Origin of the sequence: Enterobacter cloacae complex sp. 2024EL-00214 (assembly GCF_043945575.1) — a bacterium.
GTDB lineage: Bacteria > Pseudomonadota > Gammaproteobacteria > Enterobacterales > Enterobacteriaceae > Enterobacter > Enterobacter cloacae_P.
Map to the genome: position 1 here is coordinate 36,968 of NZ_JBIMRC010000016.1, position 24,413 is coordinate 61,380.

Here is a 24,413-nt window from a genome sequence, read left to right on the forward strand (position 1 = left end):
GGGCTGCATCCAGAAATAATGCAACGTCCTGCAACCGATAACATTCTCTGGATAACGGCTCGTAAAGCCCTGATTTACAACTCGTCACGTTTCCCGTCCTTCGCCACACTTCCGGCATGAAAAAAGAGAACGGCTTTACGCTTATCGAAACCCTGGTCGCCATCTCGCTGGTCGTTATTCTTAGTGCCTCAGGGCTGTATGGCTGGGACCGCTGGCAACGGCAGCAGCGGCTGTGGCAAACAGCCGGACAGGTACGTGATTACCTGGTATTCCTGCGCAACGATGCAAACCGGCATAACCGCGATCACCTGATCACACTTCAACAGGATGGGGAACGTATCTGTTTAATGAGTTCTGTCGTGCAGGGTTGCGAGAAAAGTAGCCCTTTTGTGTTCAGAATGCTCTGGCCTGATATCACGGTAAGCGAGATAACACCCTCATTAGGATTTTATGGGTTAAGGGATACGGCCTGGGCGGGACGAGTACGGGTACAAAGCCGGGCGGGGGAATGGTTGATTACCGTCTCAAATGGGGGGCGTATCAGGATGTGCAGTAGTGCAGGAGAACGTTTATGTCGATGAGCCAACACGGTTTCTCGCTTACAGAAGTCCTGATTGCCACTGCAATCAGTAGCCTTTTGTTGTTAAGTGCATCGCGCTTTTTACCCGGATTACAGCGGGCTACATTACTGCAATCAGGCCAGCGGGATCTTGAAGAGGAGGTCTGGCAACGCCTTTTTTCCATCGGCAAACAGCTCCAGCGTGCGGGATATTGTGCGGGAAGCTGTGAGGGGCAAGCTCTGGTGATTGGAGAGCAGGGAAGTTGCGTGATTGTGCAGTGGGATGCAAACAGCAACGGTCACTGGGATACCTCTTCGTCGGAACCCGAGAGTACGGGGTTTCGTCTGGGATCCGGAGCGCTGGAAACTTTGCGTGGGGCAACCTCTTGCGAGGGGAAAGGATGGGAAAAATTGACGGATCCTGGCAGCGTTGTGATCCAGCAGTTTGCGGTGAGTCGCGTTGAACACTCCGGTTTTGCGCCGCAGCTGAATATTGAACTGGCCGCCATCCGCACAGGTAAGCAGGGTGTACCTTACCAGGTTAACTATAGCGTTACGGGGTTTAACTTATGAACCGTCAGCGTGGGATGTCGTCACTGGCGCTGGTTCTGCTTTTGCTGGTACCTGGCACGTTGATCCTCTCCGGCTTTAATCAGCAACTGACATCCTTTAGCGCGCTGGTTGGCGGCGAAAGCCGCTCGATTCAACAGCAGGCTTCTGTGCAGTCAGCGCTGGAGTGGGGGCGCGTTCAACGCTGGGCGTTACAGCCAGAGGTCCAGTGCAAGCAGGTACAGACGTGGCGTGTCTGCCTGCGTTTGCTGAGCGAGGCGCGAGTTTTGCTTATTGCCGGAAGCAATGGCCTGCTGTTGTGGCGTGGAGGGGAGGTTGCTGAAGGACGTATACGTTTTGCAGTTCACGGCTGGAGTGATTTTTGCCCGCTCAAGGAAAAGGCGCTATGTCAGTTACCCTGAACAAAGAAAAGGGATTTAGCATGGTAGAAGTATTGCTGGCGATGATGCTGCTGGTGACGATTGTGACGGCACTGTCTGGTTATCACCGGGCGCTGGCAGCCCGGTTCACCATGTTTAATCAATATCGCCAGCTCTGGCACCACGCCTGGAACCAGACACAGTTGGGTACCACTGTTCTGCCAGGCGGCTGGCAGATAAACCGGGTGCAGACAATACAGTCCGGATGTGTCAGCATCACAGTTACACTTATTTCTCCTCTGGGACGACGCGGTGAGATGACGCGTCTGCATTGCCCGGTCAGCCAGTAGTCGGGAGCGTCTATGTTAAGGGTCTACCACTCAAATCGTCTGGATGTGCTGGAAGCGCTGATGGAATTTATCGTTGAGCGCGAGCGGCTTGACGATCCTTTTGAGCCAGAAATGGTGCTGGTGCAGAGCACCGGTATGGCGCAGTGGCTGCAGATGTCGCTTTCCCGGAAATTTGGCATTGCGGCGAACATTGATTTTCCGCTGCCAGCAAGCTTTATCTGGGAGATGTTCGTCCGTGTACTGCCGGACATTCCTGAGCAGAGTGCGTTCAACAAGCAAAGTATGAGCTGGAAGCTGATGGCTCTGCTGCCAGGTATGCTGACACGCGATGAATTCACCATGTTGCGCCACTATCTCAATGACGATACCGATAAGCGCAAGCTGTTCCAGCTGGCATCGCGTACCGCTGATCTCTATGACCAGTATTTAGTGTACCGCCCGGAATGGCTGACAAGCTGGGAAACGGGGGCGCTGGTGGAAGGATTACCAGACGCGCAAATCTGGCAGGCACCGTTGTGGAAAGCGCTGGTGGAATATACGGAGACGCTCGGCCAGCCAAAGTGGCACCGTGCCAACCTGTATCAACGGTTTATCTCAATACTGGAAAACGCATCTGAGCGGCCTGACAATCTCCCGTCACGCGTGTTTATCTGTGGTATTTCGGCTTTACCTCCGGTCTATCTGGACGCGCTAAAAGCGCTGGGTAAACATATTGATATCCATATTCTCTTTACCAATCCCTGCCGCCACTACTGGGGTGATATTCAGGATCAGCGCTGGTTTTCGCGGCTGGTGACCCGGCAGCGTCGACGGCTCTTTGAAGAACGTTCCGTCCCGCTGTTTAAAGACAGTGCGACCGCCGCGCAGCTTTTCGATGAAAACGGCATTCAGAACTTGCCGAACCCGCTGCTTGCCTCGTGGGGCAAACTGGGGCGCGACTATATTCATATGCTCTCTGACATTACCTCGTCAGGCGAAGGTGATGTGGACGCGTTTGTTGAGATCCCCCCGGACAGCCTGCTGCACAATATTCAGTTGGACATTCTGGATCTGGAAAACCGTGCGGTCATGGGCGTGACGGTCAAAGAATTTGAACACAGTGACGGTAAGCGGAAGCTGGATCCTGACGATCGCAGTATCACTGTGCATGTTTGCCATAGCCCGCAGCGTGAGGTTGAGATCCTGCACGACCAGTTGCTGGCCATGCTGCAGGACGATCCTGAGCTGACGCCGCGTGACATTGTGGTCATGGTGGCAGACATCGATAGCTACAGCCCCTTTATTCAGGCTGTTTTTGGCAGTGCGACAGGCGAGCGATATCTGCCTTACGCCATTTCTGACCGTCGTGCGCGTCAGTCTCACCCGGTACTGCAGGCATTTGTCAGCCTGCTGTCACTGCCGGACAGCCGGTTTATCTCTGAAGATGTGCTGGCTCTGCTGGATGTGCCTGTGCTGGCCGCACGCTTCAACATCAACGAAGAGGGGTTACGCTACCTTCGCCAGTGGGTGAATGAGTCTGGTGTACGCTGGGGGATAGATGACGATAACGTGCAGGAGTTTGAGCTTCCACCAACGGGTCAGCACACCTGGCACTTTGGTTTGACGCGAATGCTGCTGGGCTATGCGATGGAAAGCAGCCAGGGAGAGTGGAATGAAGTACTGCCATACGATGAGTCCAGCGGGTTAATCGCTGATCTGGTCGGCCATCTGGCGTCGTTGCTGATGCAGCTAAACCGTTGGCGGCGTGAGTTGATGCAGCCTCGTCAGCTTGAGGAGTGGCTCCCGGTTTGCAGGGATTTGCTCAATGATTTCTTCCTGCCGGACAGTGAAACTGAAGCGGCGATGGCGCTTATTGAAAAGCAGTGGCAGGCGATTGTTGATGAAGGTGTCAGTTCGTACTATACCGGGACCGTGCCTTTGTCACTGCTGCGCGACGAGCTGACCCAACGCCTCGACCAGGAGCGTATCAGCCAGCGTTTCCTTGCCGGGCCTGTCAATATTTGCACCCTGATGCCCATGCGTTCTATTCCGTTCAAAGTGGTGTGTTTGCTCGGTATGAATGACGGTGTTTATCCGCGAGCATTACCTCCGCTGGGCTTTGACCTGATGAGTCCAACACCAAAACGAGGTGACCGTAGCCGTCGTGATGATGACCGCTATCTCTTCCTTGAGGCGCTCATTTCCGCTCAGAACAAGCTGTATATCAGCTATATTGGCCGTTCGATTCAGGACAACAGCGAACGTTTTCCGTCTGTTCTGGTACAGGAGCTGGTGGACTATATCGGGCAGAGCCACTATTTACCGGGCGATGAACAGCGTAACTGTGATGAAAGTGAGCAGCGGGTGAAAGCGCACATCACCTGTTGTCATACTCGTATGCCGTTTGATCCGGCGAACTATGTAGCCAGTGAATATCAGAGCTATGCCAGCGAGTGGCTCCCGGCGGCGAAGAATGAGGGGAGGGCGCATAGCGATTTTATTCAGGAGCTTGAACCTCTCGTCATTGAAACGCTGACCTTTGAGCAACTGCAGCGTTTTTGGGCACACCCGGTACGTGCCTTCTTCCAGCAACGATTACAGGTCAGCTTCCGTTCTGAAGAGAGCGAAATTCCTGATGCAGAACCCTTCACCCTTGAAGGGCTGGAGCGTTATCAGTTAAACCTCCAGCTGCTGAATGCACTGGTTGAACAGGAAGATGCCGACAGGCTGTTTCGTCGCTATCGGGCAGCGGGGCAGCTGCCTTACGGCGCGTTCGGGGAAATTGCCTGGGATGTACAGTGGCAGGAGATGAAGGCGCTTGCTGACCGCGTGATTGAATGCCGACAGCCTGGAAAAAGCATTGAAATCGATCTCGACTGTAACGGTGTGCAGCTAACGGGCTGGCTGAGTCAGGTTCAGCCGGATGGGCTTTTGCGCTGGCGGCCCTCTATGCTCAGCGTTTCACAAGGTTTGCAACTCTGGCTCGAACATCTTGTCTACAGCGCTGGCGGCCATAAAGGTGAAAGCCGGATTTTTGTGCGTAAAGAGGGCGAATGGCGTTTCCCGCCGATGGAGCCTGAGCAGGCGTTACGCTATTTGTCACTGTATATAGAAGGTTACCGTCAGGGGATGAACAAACCTCTGCTGTTGCTGCCGGAAAGTGGTGGCGCGTGGATAAAAAACTGTTATGACGTGCAGAATGATGCCATGTTAACGGATGACGCTTCGCTGCAAAAAGCACGGAGTAAATTTGTGCAGGCCTATGAAGGCAACATGATGGTACGTGGTGAGGGGGAAGATGTCTGGTATCAACGTTTATGGCGAACGCTTGAGCCGGGATCCTTCAGAGCCATCACAGAAGAGGCACAACGTTACCTGTTACCGTTGTTTAAATTTAATCAGTCCTGAGTGCTGTATAAAAATTGCACAGTATGGGGTGTTCATTTATTATGCACTTCTTATCACGGACTGATGTACCCAAAGAAAGAGATGCTGGCGCGTCCAGCACGCAGTTTGTTAATGATGTAGCCGTGATAAAGAGGTCGTAATGCCAGGCAGCACCTTGTTGAAAGCGTTTGTTTTGTTTGTCGCCCTTTGGGCTCCCATCACTCAGGCAGACTCCGGTTGGCAACCCGTCCAGGAAACTATCCGTAAGAGCGAAAAAGATACCCGCCAGTATCAGGCTATTCGCCTTGATAACGGGATGACTGTGCTGTTGGTTTCCGATCCGCAGGCGGTAAAATCGCTCTCGGCGTTAGTTGTGCCGATTGGGTCCCTGGAAGATCCGGAAACCCATCCTGGGCTGGCGCACTATCTCGAACATATGACGCTGATGGGGTCAAAAAAATACCCACAGCCGGATAGCCTGTCCGAATTTCTGAAAATGCATGGCGGTAGCCACAACGCCAGTACGGCACCGTATCGCACGGCGTTTTACCTCGAAGTTGAAAATGATGCGCTGGAAGGTGCGGTTGACCGTCTGGCGGATTCTATTGCTGCGCCACTGCTGGATAAAAAATATGCTGACCGTGAACGCAATGCCGTCAATGCCGAGCTGACCCTGGCCCGCACGCGAGACGGTATGCGCATGGCGCAGGTCAGCGCTGAAACCATCAACCCGGCACACCCAGGCTCACGTTTTTCCGGTGGTAACCTCGATACCCTGAGCGATAAACCAAACAGCCCTGTGCTTGATGCTCTGCACGCATTCCGCGACAAATACTATTCCGCCAACCTGATGAAAGCGGTTATTTACAGCAACAAACCGTTGCCTGAGCTGGCCAGCATGGCGGCGCAGACATTTGGCCGGGTACCGAATAAAAACATAGACCAGCCGCAGATTATCGTGCCGGTGGTGACTGACGCGCAAAAAGGGATCGTTATCCACTACGTTCCGGCATTGCCGCGTAAAGTGTTGCGCGTTGAATTCCGCATTGATAACAACACGGCGAAATTTCGCAGTAAAACCGATGAACTGGTGACTTACCTTATTGGTAACCGGAGCCCGGGTACACTTTCTGACTGGCTGCAAAAACAGGGGCTGGTGGAAGGAATTCGTGCTGACTCCGATCCTGTCGTGAACGGCAACAGTGGTGTGCTGGCGATTTCCGCAACCCTGACGGATAAAGGGCTGGCGCACCGTGATGACGTGGTCGCGGCGATCTTCAGCTACCTCTCTTTGCTGCGCGATAAAGGTGTCGATAAACGTTATTTTGACGAGCTGGCACATGTGCTGGATCTCGATTTCCGTTACCCGTCTATCACGCGTGATATGGACTACGTGGAATGGCTGGCGGATACCATGATCCGTGTGCCGGTGGAACACACGCTGGACGCAGTTAATATTGCCGATCAGTATGACGCCGAGGCGGTGAAAGCGCGTCTGGCAATGATGACTCCACAGAACGCCCGTATCTGGTACATCAGTCCGAACGAGCCGCATAACAAAACGGCTTATTTCGTGGATGCTCCTTATCAGGTTGATAAAATCAGCCCACAAACCTTCGCGGACTGGCAGAAAAAAGCCGGAGAGATCGCGCTGAAGTTGCCGGAACTGAACCCCTACATCCCGGATGATTTCTCGCTGATCAAAACGACGAAAGACTATCCGCACCCGGAACTTATCATTGATGAGCCGACGCTGCGTGTGGTCTACACCCCAAGCCGTTATTTTGCGAGTGAGCCAAAGGCTGATGTCAGCGTCGTTCTGCGTAATCCAAAAGCGATGGACAGTGCCAAAAATCAGGTGATGTTTGCACTTAATGACTATCTGGCGGGTATCGCGCTCGATCAGCTCAGCAATCAGGCCTCCGTGGGGGGAATTAGTTTCTCGACCAACGCGAACAACGGTCTGATGGTCAATGCAAACGGTTATACCCAGCGTTTGCCGCAGCTCTTCCAGGCGTTGTTGAAAGGCTATTTTAGCTATACGCCGACAGAAGAGCAGCTTGAGCAGGCCAAGTCCTGGTATGCGCAGATGATGGACTCTGCGGAGAAGGGTAAAGCTTACGATCAGGCGATAATGCCGGTACAGATGCTGTCCCAAATTCCGTATTTCCAGCGCGAAGAACGCCGCGCGCTTCTGCCATCCATCTCGTTAAAAGATGTGCTGGATTACCGTGACTCGCTGAAAATCAATACCCGTCCTGAGTTCCTGATTGTCGGGAACATGAGTGAGGAACAGGCCAAAACGCTGGCGCAGAACGTGCGTGCACAGCTGGGTTCAAAAGGTAAAGAGTGGTGCCGCAACCAGGACGTGCTGGTTGAGAAAAAACAGAATGTGATTTTTGAAAAAGCGGGAAACAGCACGGATTCGGCACTGGCGGCGGTGTTTGTGCCTAAAGGTTATGGTGAATTTGCCAGTTCAGCCCAGAGCGCTGTGCTGGGACAAATTGTTCAACCGTGGTTCTACAACCAGCTGCGCACGGAAGAGCAGCTTGGCTACGCGGTCTTTGCATTCTCTATAAACGTGGGTCGTCAGTGGGGGCTTGGTTTCCTGTTGCAAAGTAGCGATAAGCAGCCTGCTTATCTCTGGCAGCGTTACCAGGCTTTCTTCCCGAAAGCGGAGGAAAAACTGCGTGCCATGAAGCCAGAAGAGTTTGCTCAGATCCAGCAGGCCGTTATCGCACAGGTGATGCAGCCGCCACAGACGCTGGGTGAAGAAGCGTCCCAACTGAGCAAAGATTTTGATCGCGGTAATCTGAATTTTGATTCGCGTGATAAAGTAGTGGCCGAGATAAAACAGCTGACGCCTCAGAAGGTTGCCGATTTCTTCCATCAGGCGGTGGTTAAACCGCAGGGAATGGCCATACTGTCTCAGGTTTCCGGTAGCCAGAGTGGGAAAACGGAATACGTTAACCCGAAAGGCTGGAAGATCTGGAAGAGCGTCAGTGCCTTGCAGCAATCTATGCCCTGGAGTAAGAAAGAATGACCGATACCGCTGAGTCCCTTGATCCCTTACGTTTACCTCTGCAGGGTGAACGATTGATTGAAGCCTCAGCGGGAACAGGAAAAACCTTCACCATTGCCGCGCTCTATCTGCGTCTGCTGTTAGGGCTCGGCGGTAATGCAGCGTTTCCGCGCCCGTTAAGCGTGGAAGAGCTGCTGGTGGTGACCTTTACCGAGGCCGCCACCGCCGAGCTACGCGGCCGTATTCGTACCAATATTCATGAGCTGCGCATCGCCTGTCTGCGCCAGAGTACGGATAACCCTCTTTACGCGAGCCTTCTGGAAGAGATTGCCGATAAGCAACAGGCAGCCCACTGGCTGCTACTGGCTGAGCGGCAAATGGACGAAGCGTCGGTCTTCACTATCCACGGCTTTTGTCAGCGCATGCTGAGCCTGAATGCGTTTGAATCCGGCATGCTGTTCGAACAACAGCTCATTGAAGATGAGTCTGAGCTTCGCTATCAGGCCTGCGCAGATTTCTGGCGTCGTCATTGCTATCCATTGCCTCGCGATATTGCCGAAGCGGTTCACGCGTTGTGGAAAGGCCCGGAAGATCTTTTACGCGCCATTGACCGTTATCTGCAGGGGGAAGCACCGGTTATTAAATCCCCGCCACCAGCGGATGAAACGCTGGCCTCACGCCATGAAAAGATCGTCGCGCAAATTGCCGCCTTAAAGCAAAAATGGAATGAGTCAGCCGGCGAGGTTGAGGCGATCATCGAAAATTCCGGGATCGACAGGCGCAAATTTAACCGCGGTAACCAGGGCAAATGGATCGACAAGATCAGCGCCTGGGCGCAGGAGGAGACGCGCGGCTATCAGCTCCCGGATGCACTGGAAAAATTCTCTCAGCGTTTTCTTCTTGAGCGTACCAAAACCGATGGCGTTGTCCCGGAGCATCCTCTGTTTGTTGCCATCGAGGCCTTGTTGTCAGCGCCATTAACCCTCAACGACCTGATGATCACTCGCGCCATGACGGAGATCCGCGAGGCTGTAGCGCGTGAGAAACGTCGCCGGGGAGAACTGGGCTTTGACGATATGCTGAGCCGTCTGGATACGGCGCTGTGCAGTGAAAATGGCGAAGCGCTTGCCGCCGCTATCCGTGCCCGTTTCCCGGTGGCGATGATTGACGAATTTCAGGACACCGATCCCCAACAGTACCGTATTTTCCGCCGTATCTGGCGGCAACAGCCCGACACCGCACTGTTGCTGATTGGCGATCCTAAGCAGGCCATCTATGCCTTCCGTGGTGCCGATATTTTCACCTATATGAAAGCCCGCAGTGAAGTTGATGCCCACTACACGCTGGACACTAACTGGCGCTCATCCCCGGGTATGGTTGAGAGCGTCAATGCGTTATTCAGCCGTATGGATGCGGCATTTATGTTCCGGGAGATTCCTTTTCAGCCCGTGAAATCCGCCGCGAAAAATACCGCCCTGCGCTTTGAATTCAATGGAGTCGTGCAGCCTGCGATGAACTTCTGGTTGCTGGATGGCGAAGGTTTCGGTGTTGCTGACTATCAAAATGCGATGGCGCAGCACTGTGCCGCGCAAATCCGCGACTGGCTCAGTGCTGGCGCACGTGGCGATGCGGTTTTGTGGAAAGGGGATGACCCGACTCCTGTGAAAGCATCGGATATCACGGTGCTGGTGCGTAGCCGCCAGGAGGCAGCGCTGATCCGCGATGCACTGACGTTGCTGAACATCCCATCTGTTTATCTCTCAAACCGGGATAGCGTCTTTGAAACGCTGGAGGCCCAGGAGATGCTGTGGCTGCTCCAGGCCGTGCTGGCTCCTGAGCGTGAAAGTACACTTCGTAGCGCGCTGGCCAGCTCTGTGCTGGGGTTGAACGCGCGTGACATTGATGCGCTCAATAGCAATGAAACCGCCTGGGATGCCGTGGTGGAAGAGTTTGTCCACTACAGGGAGTGCTGGCAAAAACGTGGCGTAATGGCGATGCTACGCGAGCTGATAGCGCAGCGGCACATCGCGGAAAATATGCTCGCGACGGCAGGTGGTGAACGTCGTCTTACCGATATTTTGCATATCAGCGAACTGTTGCAGGAAGCGGGTACGCAGCTGGAGAGTGAACACGCTCTGGTGCGCTGGCTGTCGCAGCAAATCGCCGATCCAAACAGCAACGCGTCCAGCCAGCAGATGCGCCTGGAGAGCGATAAACACCTGGTGCAAATCGTCACAATTCACAAATCGAAAGGGCTGGAATATCCGCTGGTCTGGTTGCCGTTCATCGCCAATTATCGCGTACAGGATCAGGCGTTTTACCACGATCGTGATTCGTTTGAAGCGGTGCTCGATCTCAGTCAAGCCGACTCCAGCGTCGAACTGGCAGAAGCCGAACGCCTGGCAGAAGATTTACGCCTGCTCTATGTGGCGCTGACCCGCTCCGTCTGGCACTGCAGCCTGGGTATTGCGCCGTTGTTCCGCCGTCGTGGCGAGAAAACAGGGGAGAGCGATTTTCATTTGAGTGCGTTGGGGCGGCTTATCCAGCTCGGCGAGCCAAAAGATGCCGCAGGGCTGCGTTTGTGCATTGAATCGCTTTGTGGCGACCATATTGCCCTGCAAATTCCATCGTCGCCAGATAATAGCCGCTGGCAGATGCCAGAGCAGTGTGGATCTGAGCTCAGCGCCCGGCAGATTGTGCGAACCATTGCTGATGACTGGCGCGTCACCAGCTACTCCGGTTTACAACAGCACGGACAGAGCATCGCGCAGGATCTGATGCCAAAACTGGATGTGGATGCCGCAGGTACCGGTAGCGTGCCTGATGAACCGGCACTGACACCCCATCAATTTCCGCGCGGTGCGTCGCCGGGAACATTTTTGCACAGCCTGTTTGAAGAACTGGATTTCACCCAGCCTCTCTCTGAGGAGTGGGTGCTGAAGATGCTGCAAAGTGGCGGTTATGATGCGCAATGGCAACCGGTTCTTACCGACTGGGTAAAGGCTATTTTGCAGGCACCGCTCACGGAGCAGGGCTTCTCTCTGAACCAACTGACGGCCAAAAATAAGCAGGTTGAGATGGAGTTTTATCTTCCTATAGCCAGTCCTCTTAAGGCCGATGTGCTTGATGAGCTGATCCGCGAACACGATCCGTTGTCAGCGGGTTGCCCGCCGCTCAATTTCCGCCAGGTTCAGGGAATGCTGAAAGGGTTTATCGACCTGGTGTTCCGCCACGAAGGGCGTTACTACCTGCTGGATTACAAATCGAACTGGCTTGGTGAAAACAGCGAGGCCTATACCCAACAGGCGATGGCATCAGCCATGCAAATGCATCGTTACGACCTGCAATACCAGTTATACACCCTGGCGCTGCATCGCTACCTGCGCCATCGCATTGCCGATTACCGCTACGAAGCGCATTTTGGTGGGGTGATCTACCTGTTCCTGCGCGGGGTAGATGCTGCTGATCCGGGTTCGGGTATTTTTCGTACGCGTCCGGATGTGGCATTGATTGAAAAGATGGATAGCGTATTTGCGGCAAACACGGAGGTGGTGGCATGACGATGCCGGAATTATTGCTGGAAGCAGTAGAGCAACGATTACTGCGTCCTCTTGACGCGCAGTTCGCCATGATGGTTGCAGGCGCGCAGCCTGCCGTGATGCTCGCAGCCGCAATCCTCAGTAAAGACGCGGGTGAGGGGCACGTTTGCCTGCCGCTTTCGCGTCTGGACATTGATGAAAAAACGCCTCCGGTGCTGCAATCCTGCTTCGCCCTGCTCGGTAATACGCTGGACTGGCAGGCGGTATTGCTGAGTTCACCTGCCGTGAGCAGGGGAGATACCCAGACGCCGCTCGTCCTGATTGATGAGCGTTTATACCTTAACCGGATGTGGCAATATGAACTGACGGTTGCCCGCTTCTTCAGCGAGAGCAATGCTCCACTTCCTTGTGATGAGGCGCATCTCCGGCAAACGCTGGATACTCTGTTTACTTCGCAGGAAGCCACTGACTGGCAGAAAGTGGCGGCCGCCGTGGCATTAACGCGGCGGATCTCGGTGATTTCTGGCGGCCCGGGGACGGGTAAAACGACCACTGTGGCAAAACTGCTCGCCGCACTGATTCAGCTATCTGGTGAGCAAAAGTGTCGTATTCGTCTGGCCGCACCGACCGGAAAAGCCGCAGCTCGTCTGACGGAGTCATTAGGTGGTGCGCTGCAAAAACTGCCGCTCACTGAGGCTCAGCTGGCGCTTTTCCCTGGTGAAGCCAGCACGTTGCATCGGTTGCTCGGCGCGCAGCCCGGTAGCCAGCGCCTGCGTTACCATGCCGGAAACCCGCTGCATCTGGATGTGCTGGTGGTGGATGAAGCCTCAATGATCGACTTGACAATGATGTCGCGATTGATTGACGCCCTGCCACCTCACGCTCGTGTCATTTTCCTCGGCGACCGCGACCAGCTTGCCTCCGTAGAGGCCGGTGCGGTGCTGGGGGATATCTGCACTTACGCAAGCCAGGGTTATACCGCTGAGCGGGCAAAAGAGTTATCGCGGTTAACAGGATGCGTGCTGGAAGGCGAGCGCAGCCCACAGGCTGGCGCGCTACGTGACAGCCTGTGCCTGCTACAAAAAAGCTACCGCTTCGGGAGTGACTCCGGGATTGGTCAACTGGCGGCGGCGGTAAACCGCGGCGATCGCCATGCCACGCGTGCGGTGTTTGACGGCACCTTCACCGATATCGAGAAAAAAGCGCTGCAAACCGGGGAAGAGTATCAGGCGATGCTGGATGATGCCCTGCAGGGGTATCAGCATTTCCTGACGTGTGTCCAAAAGCACAATACACCTGAGCAGGTTATTGCCGCATTTGGTGAATACCAGCTTCTGTGCGCGCTAAGGGAAGGACCGTTTGGCGTAAGCGGCCTGAACGACAGGCTGGAGCAGCTGCTTACGCAGAAACGTAAAATCACCCGGGTGCCACACTCTCGCTGGTATGAAGGGCGGCCAGTAATGATTTCCCGCAACGACAGTGCACTGGGGTTGTTTAACGGGGATATCGGGATTGCGCTTGACCGTGGACAGGGGCTGCGCGTCTGGTTCCTGATGCCGGATGGCAGCGTGAAATCCGTTCAGCCAAGCCGCCTGCCTGAGCATGAAACAGCATGGGCGATGACGGTACACAAATCTCAGGGCTCTGAATTCAACCACGCGGCGCTGATCCTGCCGACCCAGCTCTCGCCGGTGATCACGCGTGAGCTGATTTATACCGCCATAACCCGCGCACGCCAGCGGTTATCGTTGTATACCGATGAACGCGTGCTGGTACAGGCGATTGCCACCCGGACGGAGCGCCGAAGCGGCTTAAGCGCGATATTCGAAGCGGTTTAAGGGTAGACCCTCACCGGACGGTGAGGGCGTCGTATTATCCCAGGTCCGCCATCAGCACTTTGGAGCGGCGCTGGTAGTTGTACATCTCTTTCTTACTTTCCGGCAGTGAATCAATATCCACCGGCGTGAAGCCGCGCTCCTGGAACCAGTGAATACTGCGAGTGGTCAGCACGAACAGCTTACTCAGGCCAATCTGGCGCGCCTGGGCTGCGACTCGCTCCAGCAGCATTTCACCGCGTGAAGAGCTGCGGTAGTCAGGGTGTACGGCAACACAGGCCATTTCACCAATCTTCTCTTCCGGGAATGGGTAGAGCGCAGCACAGGCAATAGTCAGGTTATCGCGCTGGATGATGGTAAATTTGTCGATCTCCATTTCGAGCTGTTCACGGGAGCGGCGAACCAGAATACCTTGTTGTTCCAGCGGGCGGATCAGCTCCAGAATGCCACCGATATCGTTGATGGTGGCACGGCGGATCTGTTCGGCACTCTCCATGACGATCTGCGTACCGATACCATCACGGGAGAACAGTTCCTGTAACAGAGCGCCATCTTCCTGATAGCTAATCAGGTGGCTACGACGCACGCCGCTGCGACAGGCTTTTACTGCGCCACGCAAAAAACGGACGGTACCTGAGTGATAATCACCTTCTGTCTCCAGTTCTTCCACGCGGGCCTGGGCTTCATTGGGGAAGAGTTCCGGCACAATCACCCCTTCGTCGTTCACGACCCCTTGCGAAGAGCAGAAGCCAATCATTTTTTCGGCCTTTAGCTTGATAGCCAACTGGGTGGCGATCTCTTCTGACGTGAGGTTGAAGCTTTCACCCGTTACGGAAACGGCCACTGGCCCCATCAGGACAATGGCTCCGCTGTCCAGCTGACGGTGGATCGCCTCTTCATCGATACGACGAATGCGACCACTGTGGCAATAGTCCACACCATCATCCACACCGAGTGGCTGAGCGATGATGAAGTTGCCGCTTACAACGTTAATATGTGCGCCCTGCAGCGGTGTATTGTTCAGGCTCATCGACAGGCGGGCAGTAATATCCAGCTGCAGCAGACCCGCAGCCTGTTTCACCAGCTCAAGGGTTTTGGTATCCGTGACGCGGGTATGCTTATGGTAAATCGGCTCATGGTGATGGGCCGCCAGGTTGGCATCAATTTGCGGGCGAGCACCATACACCACAACCAACCGGATGCCGAGGCTGTGCAGCAGGCCGATGTCATTGACAATGCTGGAAAAGTTTTCATGTTCTATCGCTTCGCCACCGAGCATGATGACAAACGTTTTTCCCCGATGGGCATTGATATAGGGAACAGAATGGCGAAATCCCTGAACCAGCTCGGTTCTACGTTCCTTTACCATGAGACAACCCTTAGTGAATGTTTATTCGTAATTTGTGTATTTTTATTCGATTGTGTTCGTGTGTGCAAGTCTAAATTTTCGGCGAAGCACAGAAATTTATAAGTAAAGCGTGCGTTAACGTATGAATGTTTACCCTTTTATAGATGACAGTTTATGCGCCATTCGTTAAAGTTTTCGGTCAATTTGGGCGTTTTGTGTATTTATAAGATTTCTTGCTCGGGAGAAGCATGTCGGGATCCAATTCAGCAATAAGCCGTCGCCGCCTGTTAAAAGGGGCAGGGGCGATGTGGTTGCTTAGCGTCAGCCAGGTAGGTCTTGCTGCCACAAGTCAGGTGGTGGCGGTGCGTGTCTGGCCGTCGTCAACCTATACGCGCGTAACGGTAGAATCTAATCGGGTGCTGAAATATAAGCAGTTTGCGCTCAGCAATCCGGAACGGATCGTGGTGGATCTCGAAGGCGTAAACCTGAATTCCGTCCTGAAAGGGATGGCGGCGCAGATCCGTGGTGATGATCCGTTTATCAAATCAGCGCGCGTTGGGCAGTTTGATCCGCAAACGGTGCGGATGGTGTTTGAGCTGAAGCAGAATGTGAAACCGCAGCTGTTTGCACTTGCGCCTGTCGCGGCGTTTAAAGAGCGGCTGGTGATGGATCTCTACCCGGCGAATGCAACGGATATTCAGGATCCGCTCCTCGCATTGCTGGAAGACTACAACAAAGGCGATCTTGAGAGTCAGGTTCCGCCAGCACAAAGCGGCCCGAAGCCGGGCAAAGCAGGGCGCGATCGCCCCATCGTGATCATGCTTGATCCTGGACACGGAGGGGAAGACTCCGGAGCGATCGGCAAATATCGTACCCGGGAAAAAGACGTAGTACTGCAAATTGCGCGTCGTCTGAAGGCGTTAATTGAGAAAGAAGGCAACATGCGGGCCTATATGACGCGCAATGAAGATATCTTTATTCCGCTGAAGGTTCGCGTGGCGAAAGCACAAAAGCAGCGTGCGGATCTGTTCGTCTCTATCCACGCAGATGCGTTTACCAGCCGTCAGCCAAGCGGCTCCTCGGTGTTTGCGCTCTCCACAAAAGGGGCGACCAGTACCGCAGCGAGATACCTGGCGGATACGCAGAACGCCTCGGATTTGATAGGTGGCGTGGGCAAAAGTGGTGACCGCTATGTTGATCACACCATGTTTGATATGGTTCAGTCGCTGACCATCAACGACAGCCTGAAGTTTGGTAAGGCGGTACTGGGTAAGCTTGGCAATATTAATAAGCTGCACAAAAACAGCGTCGAGCAGGCCGGGTTTGCGGTGCTCAAAGCCCCGGATATTCCGTCCATTCTGGTCGAGACTGCATTTATCAGTAACGTGGAAGAGGAGCGTAAGCTCAAGACCGCGACATTCCAGCAGGAAGTGGCAGAGTCAATACTGGCAGGGATACGGGCGTATTTCTCAGATGGGGCAACGCTGGCGCGACGCGGGTAGTTTCCTGGCCGGGTGGAATGCCCGGCAGATCCACAAACTGCAGATACAAAAAAACACCCTTGAGGGTGTTTATTGTTTTAAGAAGTGTTGGTTGCGGGGGCCGGATTTGAACCGACGACCTTCGGGTTATGAGCCCGACGAGCTACCAGGCTGCTCCACCCCGCGTCCGTCTTTCTGCTTTTGCAGAAACTTCTTCTTCAAATTTGATTGGTTGCGGGGGCCGGATTTGAACCGACGACCTTCGGGTTATGAGCCCGACGAGCTACCAGGCTGCTCCACCCCGCGTCACCGTACTGCTTGTACTTCATCAAATTTTAATTGGTTGCGGGGGCCGGATTTGAACCGACGACCTTCGGGTTATGAGCCCGACGAGCTACCAGGCTGCTCCACCCCGCGTCCGTGGATGCGCACTATACTCGGTTAGGTTTGTGATGCAACCCCTTTTTTACATAATTCATTAACTTTGTATGTAAATTGAACGACATCGATACGTGTGGACTATTTTTTGCGCAAAATTTGCCAAAGGGCATGTGATTCCATTCCTTTAGAACGGGGGGTTTGTTATCTTCATCACGCGGAAATGGGCAACTTAAAGACGAGATATAATGAAAGGATGTTGGGCGAAGTATCTGATGACGGGCGCAATGGTAGCCATTCTGGCGGCCTGTTCTTCCAAACCGACCGATCGCGGTCAACAGTATAAAGACGGGAAGTTATCCCAGCCTTTCTCTTTAGTTAACCAACCTGATGCCGTCGGCGCGCCGATCAACGCCGGAGATTTCTCCGAGCAGGTCTACCAGATCCGCAATGCGTCACCGCGTCTGTATGGCTCGCAGAATAATGTTTACAGCGCGGTACAGGAGTGGCTGCGCGCGGGGGGCGATACGCGTAATATGCGCCAGTTTGGTATTGATGCCTGGCAGATGGAAGGGGCTGATAACTATGGCAACGTCCAGTTTACCGGCTATTACACCCCCGTGATTCAGGCACGACACTCCCGTCAGGGTGAGTTCCAGTACCCGATTTACCGTATGCCGCCAAAACGCGGCCGCCTGCCGTCTCGTGCCGATATCTACTCGGGGGCGCTTAGCGAAAATTACGTTCTGGCCTACAGCAACTCGCTGATGGATAACTTCATCATGGATGTTCAGGGCAGTGGCTACATCGATTTTGGTGACGGTACACCGCTTAACTTCTTCAGCTATTCCGGTAAAAACGGTCATGCCTACCGCAGTATTGGTAAGGTGCTTATCGACAGAGGTGAAGTGAAGAAAGAAGATATGTCGATGCAGGCGATCCGCGAATGGGGTGAAAAACACAGTGAAGCCGAGGTGCGAGAGCTGCTGGAGCAAAACCCGTCGTTTGTCTTCTTCAAACCACAGAACTTTGCGCCGGTAAAAGGGGCAAGTGCCGTACCGCTGATTGGCCGTGCGTCGGTGGCGTCGGATCGTTCGATTATTCCGGCGGGCACTACGTTACTTGCGGAAGTTCCGTTGCTGGATCATAACGGCAAATTCAACGGCCAGTACGAGTTACGCCTGATGGTGGCACTGGATGTGGGCGGCGCAATCAAAGGCCAGCACTTCGATATTTATCAGGGTATTGGCCCGGATGCTGGTCACCGTGCAGGCTGGTATAACCATTACGGACGTGTATGGGTGCTGAAGACAACCGCTGGCGGTGGCAACGTATTCAGCGGCTGATTATGGTATTCTGAGCCGTATAGAGATTATTGAGCAGGGGTGAGGGAGAACCTCACCCTTTTTACATCTGAGGTCTTATGTCTGTGGTAATCAGCGACGCATGGCGTCAGCGTTTTGGCGGCACGGCTCGTTTATATGGTGAAAAAGCCCTGCAGCTGTTTGCGGATGCGCATGTCTGCGTTGTGGGTATTGGCGGCGTTGGTTCCTGGGCTGCAGAAGCGCTGGCGAGAACCGGTATTGGTGCGATCACGCTGATTGATATGGATGATGTCTGCGTGACCAATACTAACCGTCAAATCCACGCTCTGCGTGATAACGTTGGGCTGGCAAAATCTGAGGTGATGGCGGAGCGTATTCGTTTGATCAACCCAGAATGCCGCGTGACGGTGATTGATGACTTTGTAACGGCGGATAATGTTGCGGAGTACATGAGCAAAGGCTACAGCTACGTGATTGATGCCATCGACAGTGTACGTCCAAAAGCGGCGCTGATCGCGTACTGCCGTCGCTACAAAGTTCCGCTGATCACCACCGGCGGTGCGGGTGGGCAAATCGATCCGACGCAGATCCAGGTGGCCGACCTGGCAAAAACCATCCAGGATCCCCTGGCAGCCAGGCTGCGCGAGCGCTTAAAAAGCGACTTTAACGTTGTGAAGAATAGCAAAGGCAAGCTGGGCGTAGACTGTGTGTTCTCCACCGAGGCGCTGGTCTACCCACAGGCGGATGGTTCGGCGTGTGCTATGAAAAGCACGGCAGAAGGACCAAAACGAATGGACTGCGCCTCAGGCTTTGGTGCGGCCACGATGGTGACCGCGTCCTTCGGTTTTGTCGCGGTTTCCCATGCCCTGAAGAAGATGATGGCGAAGGCGGAACGTCAGGCCTGAGCCTGACGTGCGGCATCCAGCACCGCTTCGCTGAGCGCGGTCAGCCCCTGGCTGCGTGAGGCGCTCAGCTGCGTGCGAAGCCCCAGTTCATCGAACAGCGCCAGCGGCGAACGCGCCTGCAGTTCTGCCGCGCTTTTACCTTCCACGGCAGTTAAGAGCACTGCCAGCAGGCCACGCACGATACGACCTTCGCTGTCGCCGAAGAAATGCAATTTCTCGCCAGATACGCTAAACCCCAACCAGACACGGTTCTCACAGCCTGCTATCTCTTTTGCCTGCGCTTTAAGCTCCTCAGACAGGGCGGGCAGCTGTTTACCCAGCAGGATCAGCTGACGGTACTTGTCTTCCCACTGTGTGAGCGGGGCGAAGGTCTGTTTTAACGTCTCTTCTGTGATGACGGAGCCAAACGGGTGTCCGGCTAAAGCAGAGCTAGTCATTAATCCACCAGTAATTCAAGGGCGCGGTCAACGGCCGCAACCAGCGCGTCTACATCGCTTTGTGTATTGTATGGCGCAAAGGAGGCGCGCAGCGTACCGCTGACGCCAAGTGCCGCCAGCAGCGGCTGTGCGCAGTGCTGCCCGGCGCGCAGGGCAATGCCATATCCGGCCAGCAGCGTTACCATGTCGCTATGATGAACGCCCGCAAAATCAAAGGCCAGCAGGCTGGAATCCTGCACGCGGAATGAACGGAAACCTGGACGTTTTTTTAGCGCTTCTTCTGCCAGCGTCGCCAGTCCCCGGCTCCAGCTTTCGGCCTGAACGACGTCCGTTTCAGCCAGCCACTCCAGTGCAGCGCTTAGGCCAATGACGCCTGCCACGTTTGGCGTACCGGCTTCCAGACGATAAGGCACGTCCTGCGTTCTGAAGCCGTCGAAGGTTACCTCGGTAATCATCTTGCCGCCACCGAGCCACGGCGTCATTTGCGCCAGCAGTTCAGGCTTGCCATACAACGCCCCGATACCGGTTGGCCCGTACAGCTTGTGGCCTGAGAAGGCGTAGAAATCAATATCCAGCGCGTTAACATCGGCCGGAAAATGCACAATTCCTTGTGCACCGTCGACCATGACCACCATACCGCTGGCGTGGGCGATTTCGATAGCCAGTGCCAGATCCGGACAGCCTCCGGTAACGTTGGACATTTGCCCCAGGGCCAATATCCGACTGCGGGACGTAATCAGCTCAGGTAAACGCGCCACGTCGGGCAGAAAATCTGACCCCAGCGGGAGCTTTACAATGCGTGCGCTTGTTTGCTCCGCAACCATCAGCCACGGTACCAGGTTCGCGTGATGTTCTGCCTCGCTGACAATGATCTCGTCCCCCGGTTGCAGCCGCGGGCGCGCATAGCACTGCGCCACCATATTGATGGCCTCGGTTGTACCTCGCGTCCAGACGATATTTTTCCCGCTTTCGGCATTAATCAGGCGTGCGACCTGGTCGCGCGCGGCTTCATAGCGTGCAGTTAAGCGCTGGGCCTCAGCAAACTGACTGCGATGCACATTACCTGCACTCAGGCTGTAAAACTGCGTAGTGGCGTCGATAACGGCCAGCGGCTTGAGCGCCGTTGCTGCGCTATCAAGGTATATACCGGCATCGGCCAGCGCCGGGAACTGTGCGCGAAAGTGTGCGGGACTGAAAGCGTTCATGGAATTCCTCATTTCGATCCGTAGATCGTCGCGCAAATTTGGAAGCAGGGCAAGGTGGTTAGATGAAACACGCTGGAGAGGGGAAAAAATGGACAAAAAAAAAGCACCGCAAATTGGCGGTGCTACATTAATCACTATGGACAGACAGGGTAAATGTACAGGAAGTGAAAAATTGGTAGCGTTGCTACCGTGGTCTGAATCGCAGACCAATTGCAAACACAACAACACAACATCACAACCGTAAGCCAAAAGCCCTTCAGAACACGCATTCTAAAAAAAGCTTTTCGTTCCGGCTCAGGAAGTGCCGCCACTATAGGTATTTGCTGGTAGTTCCTCAACGGACAAATTATAATGGCTCAGATTAAAAAAACTAATAGGTTAAACGTTGTTTCCTATATGTTAAATCTCGTTAACATCTAAGCCAGATAACCATGTCGAAGCGATTGCCACCCCTTAATGCATTACGTGTTTTTGATGCAGCAGCACGCCACCTGAGCTTCACCCGCGCAGCAGATGAGCTTTTTGTGACACAGGCCGCAGTAAGTCACCAAATCAAGTCCCTGGAGGATTTTCTGGGCCTTAAGCTGTTCCGTCGCCGCAACCGTTCATTACTCCTGACTGAAGAAGGCCAGAGCTATTTTCAGGATATTAAAGAGATTTTTTCCCAGCTCACCGAAGCCACGCGTAAGCTGCAGGCGCGCAGTGCAAAAGGCGCACTCACGGTAAGCCTATTGCCAAGTTTTGCCATTCAATGGCTGGTGCCAAGACTTTCAAGCTTTAACTCAGCTTATCCGGGAATCGACGTCCGAATTCAGGCGGTGGATCGCCAGGAAGACAAACTGGCAGATGACGTGGATGTCGCCATTTTTTATGGTCGCGGTAACTGGCCGGGCTTGCGCGTCGAGAAATTATACGCAGAATATCTGTTGCCGGTTTGTTCACCGCTGCTTCTGACGGGGGACAAGGCGCTAAAGACGCCCGCTGATTTGGCGCAGCATACGCTTTTACATGATGCTTCTCGCCGTGACTGGCAAACTTATACCCGCCAATTAGGTCTTAATCATATAAACGTGCAGCAGGGCCCCATTTTTAGCCACAGTGCGATGGTGTTACAGGCTGCCATTCACGGGCAGGGCGTTGCGTTGGCGAACAACGTAATGGCACAGTCCGAAATTGAGGCAGGCCGCCTGGTTTGCCCTTTTAATGATGTTCTGGTCAGCAAGAATGCGTTTTATCTGGTTTGTCATGACAGTCAGGCAGAACTGGGTAAAATAGCCGCCTTCCGGCAGTGGATACTGTCCAGAGCGGCGAACGAGCAAGAAAAATTCCGCTTCAGGTATGATCAATAACTTTTGTGTGCTGAGCACGTATCACTTTAGGACTGAACCATGACCAGCCGATTCATGCTGATTTTTGCCGCGGTGAGTGGCTTTATTTTTGTCGCACTGGGTGCCTTTGGCGCGCATGTGTTAAGTAAATCTTTAGGGGTGGTAGAGATGGGCTGGATCCAGACCGGCCTTGAATATCAGGCGTTCCATACGCTGGCTATCTTTGGGCTGGCGGTAGCGATGCAGCGCCGTATCAGCATCTGGTTTTACTGGAGCAGCGTATTTCTGGCGCTGGGTACCGTGCTGTTTAGCGGTAGCCTGTACTGCCTTGCGCTCTCGCATTTGCGCCTGTGGGCGTTTGTTACACCTGTTGGTGGCGTCAGCTTCCTGGCAGGTTGGGTATTAATGTTTATCGGAGCTATCCGTCTGAAACGCAAGGGCGTTGTTCATGAATAAGGTTGTTTTATATTGTCGCCCGGGGTTTGAGAAAGAGTGCGCCGCGGAAATTACGGATAAAGCGGCGAAGCGCGAAGTCTTCGGTTTTGCACGCGTCAAAGAAAATGCGGGCTATGTGGTGTTCGAATGCTACCAGCCTGACGACGCGGATAAGCTGGTGCGTGAACTGCCGTTCAGCTCATTGATCTTCGCCCGCCAGATGTTTGTTGCAGGTGAACTGCTCAAAGATCTTCCGCCTGAAGACCGCATCACGCCGATTGTCGGGATGCTGCAGGGCGTGGTGGAGAAAGGGGGCGATCTGCGCGTTGAAGTGGCTGACACCAACGAAAGCAAAGAACTGATGAAGTTCTGCCGTAAGTTCACCGTACCACTGCGTGCAGCGCTGCGTGATGCGGGCGTGCTGACGAATTACGAGACGCCAAAACGTCCTGTTGTGCATATCTTCTTTATTGCACCTGGCTGTTGCTACACGGGCTACTCATACACGACCAACAACTCCCCGTTCTTTATGGGCATCCCGCGTTTGCGCTTCCCGGCAGATGCACCGAGCCGTTCAACGCTGAAGCTGGAAGAGGCATTTCACGTCTTTATCCCGGCTGATGAGTGGGACGAACGCCTGGCAAACGGCATGTACGCGGTCGATCTCGGTGCGTGTCCTGGCGGCTGGACGTATCAGCTGGTGAAACGCAACATGTGGGTTTCGTCTGTCGATAACGGCCCGATGGCACAAAGCCTGATGGATACCGGACAAGTGACCTGGCTGCGTGAAGATGGGTTCCGCTATCGTCCAAACCGCAACAATATCTCCTGGATGGTGTGCGATATGGTTGAGAAACCGGCGAAAGTGGCTGCACTGATGGCCTCCTGGCTGGTGAATGGCTGGTGTCGTGAGACTATCTTCAACCTTAAGCTGCCGATGAAAAAGCGTTATGAGGAAGTCTCTCAGAACCTGGCCTACATTCAGGCACAGATGGATGAACATGGTATTAACGTGGAAATTCAGGCACGTCAGCTTTATCACGACCGCGAAGAGGTGACGGTGCATATTCGTCGCTGGTGGGCTGCTGTCGGTGGGCGTCGCGACGAACGGTAGTTCCCCTTACCCCGGCCCTCTTCCCAAAAGGGTGAGGGAGAAAAGACAACACCGGGCAATTCCCTCTCCCCTATGGGGAGAGGGTGAGGGGCAACTAACGCTCTAACCTCAGTTGCTGCAAATTCCCGTCTAACTGTAAATCCGTCTGTAGTGTCGCCACATCCCGGCAGATAAACGCCATTTCTTTATGTGCCTCCAGCTTTTTGCGCCACTTTTCTGGTACGTCATCCAGCCGGGCATAAATTCCTTCCAGGCTCTGAAAATCCGTCAGAAGCTGTGCGGCACTCTTCGGCCCAATACCCGCCACCCCCGGAACCTTGGAGCTGCTTATCCCCGCAAGCCCCCAGTAATCGGGAAGTTGTTCAGGCGAGACGCCAAACTCACTGGCAATAAACGGTGCGTCCAGCCAGCGTTTTTGAAAGTAGTCGCGAATGCGGATAGTGGGTGAAAGTAGCTGGCAGTAGCCTTTATCGGTCGACACAATTGTGGCCTGATGCCCGGCGCTCGCCACCTTTACGGCAAGCGTAGCTGCCAGATCGTCGGCCTCATTGCCTTGAGCACCCCAGCAGGGGACACCGTGCTGTTCAAAGGCGGCGCGGATGGCGGGCATTTCAGCATGCAGATCGTCTGGCATGGGCGCGCGTCCGGCTTTGTAGTCGGGCAGGCGCTGGTGACGCCAGCCTGTATTGCGTGCTTCGTCGTCGAACACCGCGACGACATGGGTCGGTTCGCTATGGCGGATAAGCAGCTCCAGTGCGTGCAGGCAGGTATCCTTACACGGCGTACCTTGCACCGCATGAATTCGGCGAATCAGGTTGAGGGCATCGACGATAAGCAAATGAACGGCCACAGATAAT

At 54.3% G+C, this 24,413-nt stretch carries 18 protein-coding genes and 3 tRNA genes; 14 read left to right on the forward strand and 7 right to left on the reverse strand.

The window, feature by feature from the left end; all coding sequences use genetic code 11:
• Positions 1 to 116 precede the first annotated feature (116 nt).
• From ACHHZ6_RS17230 to recD, 8 genes are all read left to right on the forward strand, one after another.
• Positions 117 to 581, forward strand: coding sequence for a prepilin peptidase-dependent protein (locus tag ACHHZ6_RS17230; protein WP_395122779.1), 465 nt, complete (start codon positions 117 to 119; stop codon positions 579 to 581).
• Positions 572 to 1,132, forward strand: a complete 561-nt coding sequence (locus ACHHZ6_RS17235) for a prepilin peptidase-dependent protein (RefSeq protein WP_182272507.1) — start codon at positions 572 to 574, stop codon at positions 1,130 to 1,132. The genes ACHHZ6_RS17230 and ACHHZ6_RS17235 overlap by 10 nt, the downstream gene beginning before the upstream one ends.
• A complete protein-coding gene (locus ACHHZ6_RS17240; RefSeq protein WP_182272506.1) occupies positions 1,129 to 1,530 on the forward strand; it encodes a DUF2509 family protein in 402 nt (133 codons plus the stop codon). The genes ACHHZ6_RS17235 and ACHHZ6_RS17240 overlap by 4 nt, the downstream gene beginning before the upstream one ends.
• On the forward strand, positions 1,515 to 1,838 hold the full coding sequence (locus tag ACHHZ6_RS17245) for a prepilin-type N-terminal cleavage/methylation domain-containing protein (protein WP_182272505.1): 324 nt from the start codon (positions 1,515 to 1,517) through the stop codon (positions 1,836 to 1,838). The genes ACHHZ6_RS17240 and ACHHZ6_RS17245 overlap by 16 nt, the downstream gene beginning before the upstream one ends.
• A gap of 12 nt (positions 1,839 to 1,850) precedes the next feature.
• Complete coding sequence (gene recC / locus ACHHZ6_RS17250; protein ID WP_395122780.1) at positions 1,851 to 5,225, forward strand: exodeoxyribonuclease V subunit gamma; 3,375 nt, start codon at positions 1,851 to 1,853, stop codon at positions 5,223 to 5,225.
• A 139-nt stretch (positions 5,226 to 5,364) separates the two neighbouring features.
• On the forward strand, positions 5,365 to 8,247 hold the full coding sequence (gene ptrA, locus ACHHZ6_RS17255; protein ID WP_395122781.1) for a pitrilysin: 2,883 nt from the start codon (positions 5,365 to 5,367) through the stop codon (positions 8,245 to 8,247).
• Positions 8,244 to 11,786 (forward strand): exodeoxyribonuclease V subunit beta, encoded by a 3,543-nt coding sequence (gene recB, locus ACHHZ6_RS17260; RefSeq protein WP_395122782.1) that lies wholly within the window; start codon positions 8,244 to 8,246, stop codon positions 11,784 to 11,786. Before ptrA ends, recB begins: the two co-directional genes overlap by 4 nt.
• On the forward strand, positions 11,783 to 13,603 hold the full coding sequence (recD, locus tag ACHHZ6_RS17265; RefSeq protein ID WP_395122783.1) for an exodeoxyribonuclease V subunit alpha: 1,821 nt from the start codon (positions 11,783 to 11,785) through the stop codon (positions 13,601 to 13,603). Before recB ends, recD begins: the two co-directional genes overlap by 4 nt.
• A gap of 34 nt (positions 13,604 to 13,637) precedes the next feature.
• Here the strand turns inward: recD and argA are convergent, their stop codons facing one another.
• Positions 13,638 to 14,969 carry an amino-acid N-acetyltransferase gene (gene argA / locus ACHHZ6_RS17270; RefSeq protein ID WP_182272500.1) on the reverse strand — a complete coding sequence of 444 codons (1,332 nt, stop codon included), beginning with the start codon at positions 14,967 to 14,969 and terminating at the stop codon, positions 13,638 to 13,640.
• 227 nt (positions 14,970 to 15,196) lie between these two features.
• On the opposite strand from argA, the gene amiC reads away from it, so the two are divergent.
• Positions 15,197 to 16,450 carry an N-acetylmuramoyl-L-alanine amidase AmiC gene (gene amiC / locus ACHHZ6_RS17275; RefSeq protein ID WP_182918880.1) on the forward strand — a complete coding sequence of 418 codons (1,254 nt, stop codon included), beginning with the start codon at positions 15,197 to 15,199 and terminating at the stop codon, positions 16,448 to 16,450.
• Between the two features lie 88 nt (positions 16,451 to 16,538).
• Here the strand turns inward: amiC and ACHHZ6_RS17280 are convergent.
• The 3 genes from ACHHZ6_RS17280 to ACHHZ6_RS17290 all read right to left on the reverse strand — a co-directional run bounded on the left by ACHHZ6_RS17280 (position 16,539) and on the right by ACHHZ6_RS17290 (position 16,846).
• Positions 16,539 to 16,615: transfer RNA gene (locus ACHHZ6_RS17280), tRNA-Met, on the reverse strand.
• Between the two features lie 43 nt (positions 16,616 to 16,658).
• Positions 16,659 to 16,735 (reverse strand) — tRNA-Met (locus ACHHZ6_RS17285).
• Positions 16,736 to 16,769: 34 nt separating this feature from the next.
• Positions 16,770 to 16,846 (reverse strand) — tRNA-Met (locus ACHHZ6_RS17290).
• 209 nt (positions 16,847 to 17,055) lie between these two features.
• Here ACHHZ6_RS17290 and mltA point away from each other — a divergent pair.
• Both mltA and tcdA read left to right on the forward strand, forming a co-directional pair.
• Positions 17,056 to 18,153 carry a murein transglycosylase A gene (mltA, locus tag ACHHZ6_RS17295; RefSeq protein WP_182272498.1) on the forward strand — a complete coding sequence of 366 codons (1,098 nt, stop codon included), beginning with the start codon at positions 17,056 to 17,058 and terminating at the stop codon, positions 18,151 to 18,153.
• A gap of 77 nt (positions 18,154 to 18,230) precedes the next feature.
• On the forward strand, positions 18,231 to 19,037 hold the full coding sequence (gene tcdA, locus ACHHZ6_RS17300; protein ID WP_182272497.1) for a tRNA cyclic N6-threonylcarbamoyladenosine(37) synthase TcdA: 807 nt from the start codon (positions 18,231 to 18,233) through the stop codon (positions 19,035 to 19,037).
• Here tcdA and csdE read toward each other — a convergent pair.
• The gene (gene csdE, locus ACHHZ6_RS17305) at positions 19,028 to 19,474 is read right to left on the reverse strand and encodes a cysteine desulfurase sulfur acceptor subunit CsdE (RefSeq protein WP_182272496.1); all 447 of its coding nucleotides are present in this window, start codon (positions 19,472 to 19,474) and stop codon (positions 19,028 to 19,030) included. The genes tcdA and csdE overlap by 10 nt on opposite strands.
• A complete protein-coding gene (csdA, locus tag ACHHZ6_RS17310) occupies positions 19,474 to 20,679 on the reverse strand; it encodes a cysteine desulfurase CsdA (protein ID WP_182918878.1) in 1,206 nt (401 codons plus the stop codon). Before csdA ends, csdE begins: the two co-directional genes overlap by 1 nt.
• Positions 20,680 to 21,110: 431 nt before the next feature.
• Here csdA and gcvA point away from each other — a divergent pair, with 431 nt between their 5' ends.
• Genes gcvA through rlmM form a run of 3 tightly spaced genes read left to right on the forward strand, consistent with a single transcriptional unit; the run spans position 21,111 to position 23,556 of the window.
• A complete protein-coding gene (gene gcvA, locus ACHHZ6_RS17315) occupies positions 21,111 to 22,028 on the forward strand; it encodes a glycine cleavage system transcriptional regulator GcvA (protein ID WP_182272494.1) in 918 nt (305 codons plus the stop codon).
• A 39-nt stretch (positions 22,029 to 22,067) separates the two neighbouring features.
• Complete coding sequence (locus ACHHZ6_RS17320; protein ID WP_003862756.1) at positions 22,068 to 22,463, forward strand: DUF423 domain-containing protein; 396 nt, start codon at positions 22,068 to 22,070, stop codon at positions 22,461 to 22,463.
• Positions 22,456 to 23,556, forward strand: a complete 1,101-nt coding sequence (rlmM, locus tag ACHHZ6_RS17325; RefSeq protein WP_182272493.1) for a 23S rRNA (cytidine(2498)-2'-O)-methyltransferase RlmM — start codon at positions 22,456 to 22,458, stop codon at positions 23,554 to 23,556. Before ACHHZ6_RS17320 ends, rlmM begins: the two co-directional genes overlap by 8 nt.
• A 94-nt stretch (positions 23,557 to 23,650) precedes the next feature.
• Here rlmM and xni read toward each other — a convergent pair whose 3' ends face one another.
• The gene (gene xni / locus ACHHZ6_RS17330; RefSeq protein WP_182272491.1) at positions 23,651 to 24,406 is read right to left on the reverse strand and encodes a flap endonuclease Xni; all 756 of its coding nucleotides are present in this window, start codon (positions 24,404 to 24,406) and stop codon (positions 23,651 to 23,653) included.
• Positions 24,407 to 24,413 lie beyond the last annotated feature (7 nt).

Coding starts and splice junctions, on each gene's coding strand:
- csdE (WP_182272496.1), bottom strand. CDS start 19,474: ATGACTAGCTCTGCTTTAGCCGGACACCCGTTTGGCTCCGTCATCACA.
- rlmM (WP_182272493.1), top strand. CDS start 22,456: ATGAATAAGGTTGTTTTATATTGTCGCCCGGGGTTTGAGAAAGAGTGC.
- recD (WP_395122783.1), top strand. CDS start 11,783: ATGACGATGCCGGAATTATTGCTGGAAGCAGTAGAGCAACGATTACTG.
- ACHHZ6_RS17240 (WP_182272506.1), top strand. CDS start 1,129: ATGAACCGTCAGCGTGGGATGTCGTCACTGGCGCTGGTTCTGCTTTTG.
- csdA (WP_182918878.1), bottom strand. CDS start 20,679: ATGAACGCTTTCAGTCCCGCACACTTTCGCGCACAGTTCCCGGCGCTG.
- gcvA (WP_182272494.1), top strand. CDS start 21,111: ATGTCGAAGCGATTGCCACCCCTTAATGCATTACGTGTTTTTGATGCA.
- ACHHZ6_RS17245 (WP_182272505.1), top strand. CDS start 1,515: ATGTCAGTTACCCTGAACAAAGAAAAGGGATTTAGCATGGTAGAAGTA.
- tcdA (WP_182272497.1), top strand. CDS start 18,231: ATGTCTGTGGTAATCAGCGACGCATGGCGTCAGCGTTTTGGCGGCACG.
- recB (WP_395122782.1), top strand. CDS start 8,244: ATGACCGATACCGCTGAGTCCCTTGATCCCTTACGTTTACCTCTGCAG.
- mltA (WP_182272498.1), top strand. CDS start 17,056: ATGAAAGGATGTTGGGCGAAGTATCTGATGACGGGCGCAATGGTAGCC.
- ACHHZ6_RS17320 (WP_003862756.1), top strand. CDS start 22,068: ATGACCAGCCGATTCATGCTGATTTTTGCCGCGGTGAGTGGCTTTATT.
- ACHHZ6_RS17235 (WP_182272507.1), top strand. CDS start 572: ATGTCGATGAGCCAACACGGTTTCTCGCTTACAGAAGTCCTGATTGCC.
- ptrA (WP_395122781.1), top strand. CDS start 5,365: ATGCCAGGCAGCACCTTGTTGAAAGCGTTTGTTTTGTTTGTCGCCCTT.
- ACHHZ6_RS17230 (WP_395122779.1), top strand. CDS start 117: ATGAAAAAAGAGAACGGCTTTACGCTTATCGAAACCCTGGTCGCCATC.
- amiC (WP_182918880.1), top strand. CDS start 15,197: ATGTCGGGATCCAATTCAGCAATAAGCCGTCGCCGCCTGTTAAAAGGG.
- argA (WP_182272500.1), bottom strand. CDS start 14,969: ATGGTAAAGGAACGTAGAACCGAGCTGGTTCAGGGATTTCGCCATTCT.
- recC (WP_395122780.1), top strand. CDS start 1,851: ATGTTAAGGGTCTACCACTCAAATCGTCTGGATGTGCTGGAAGCGCTG.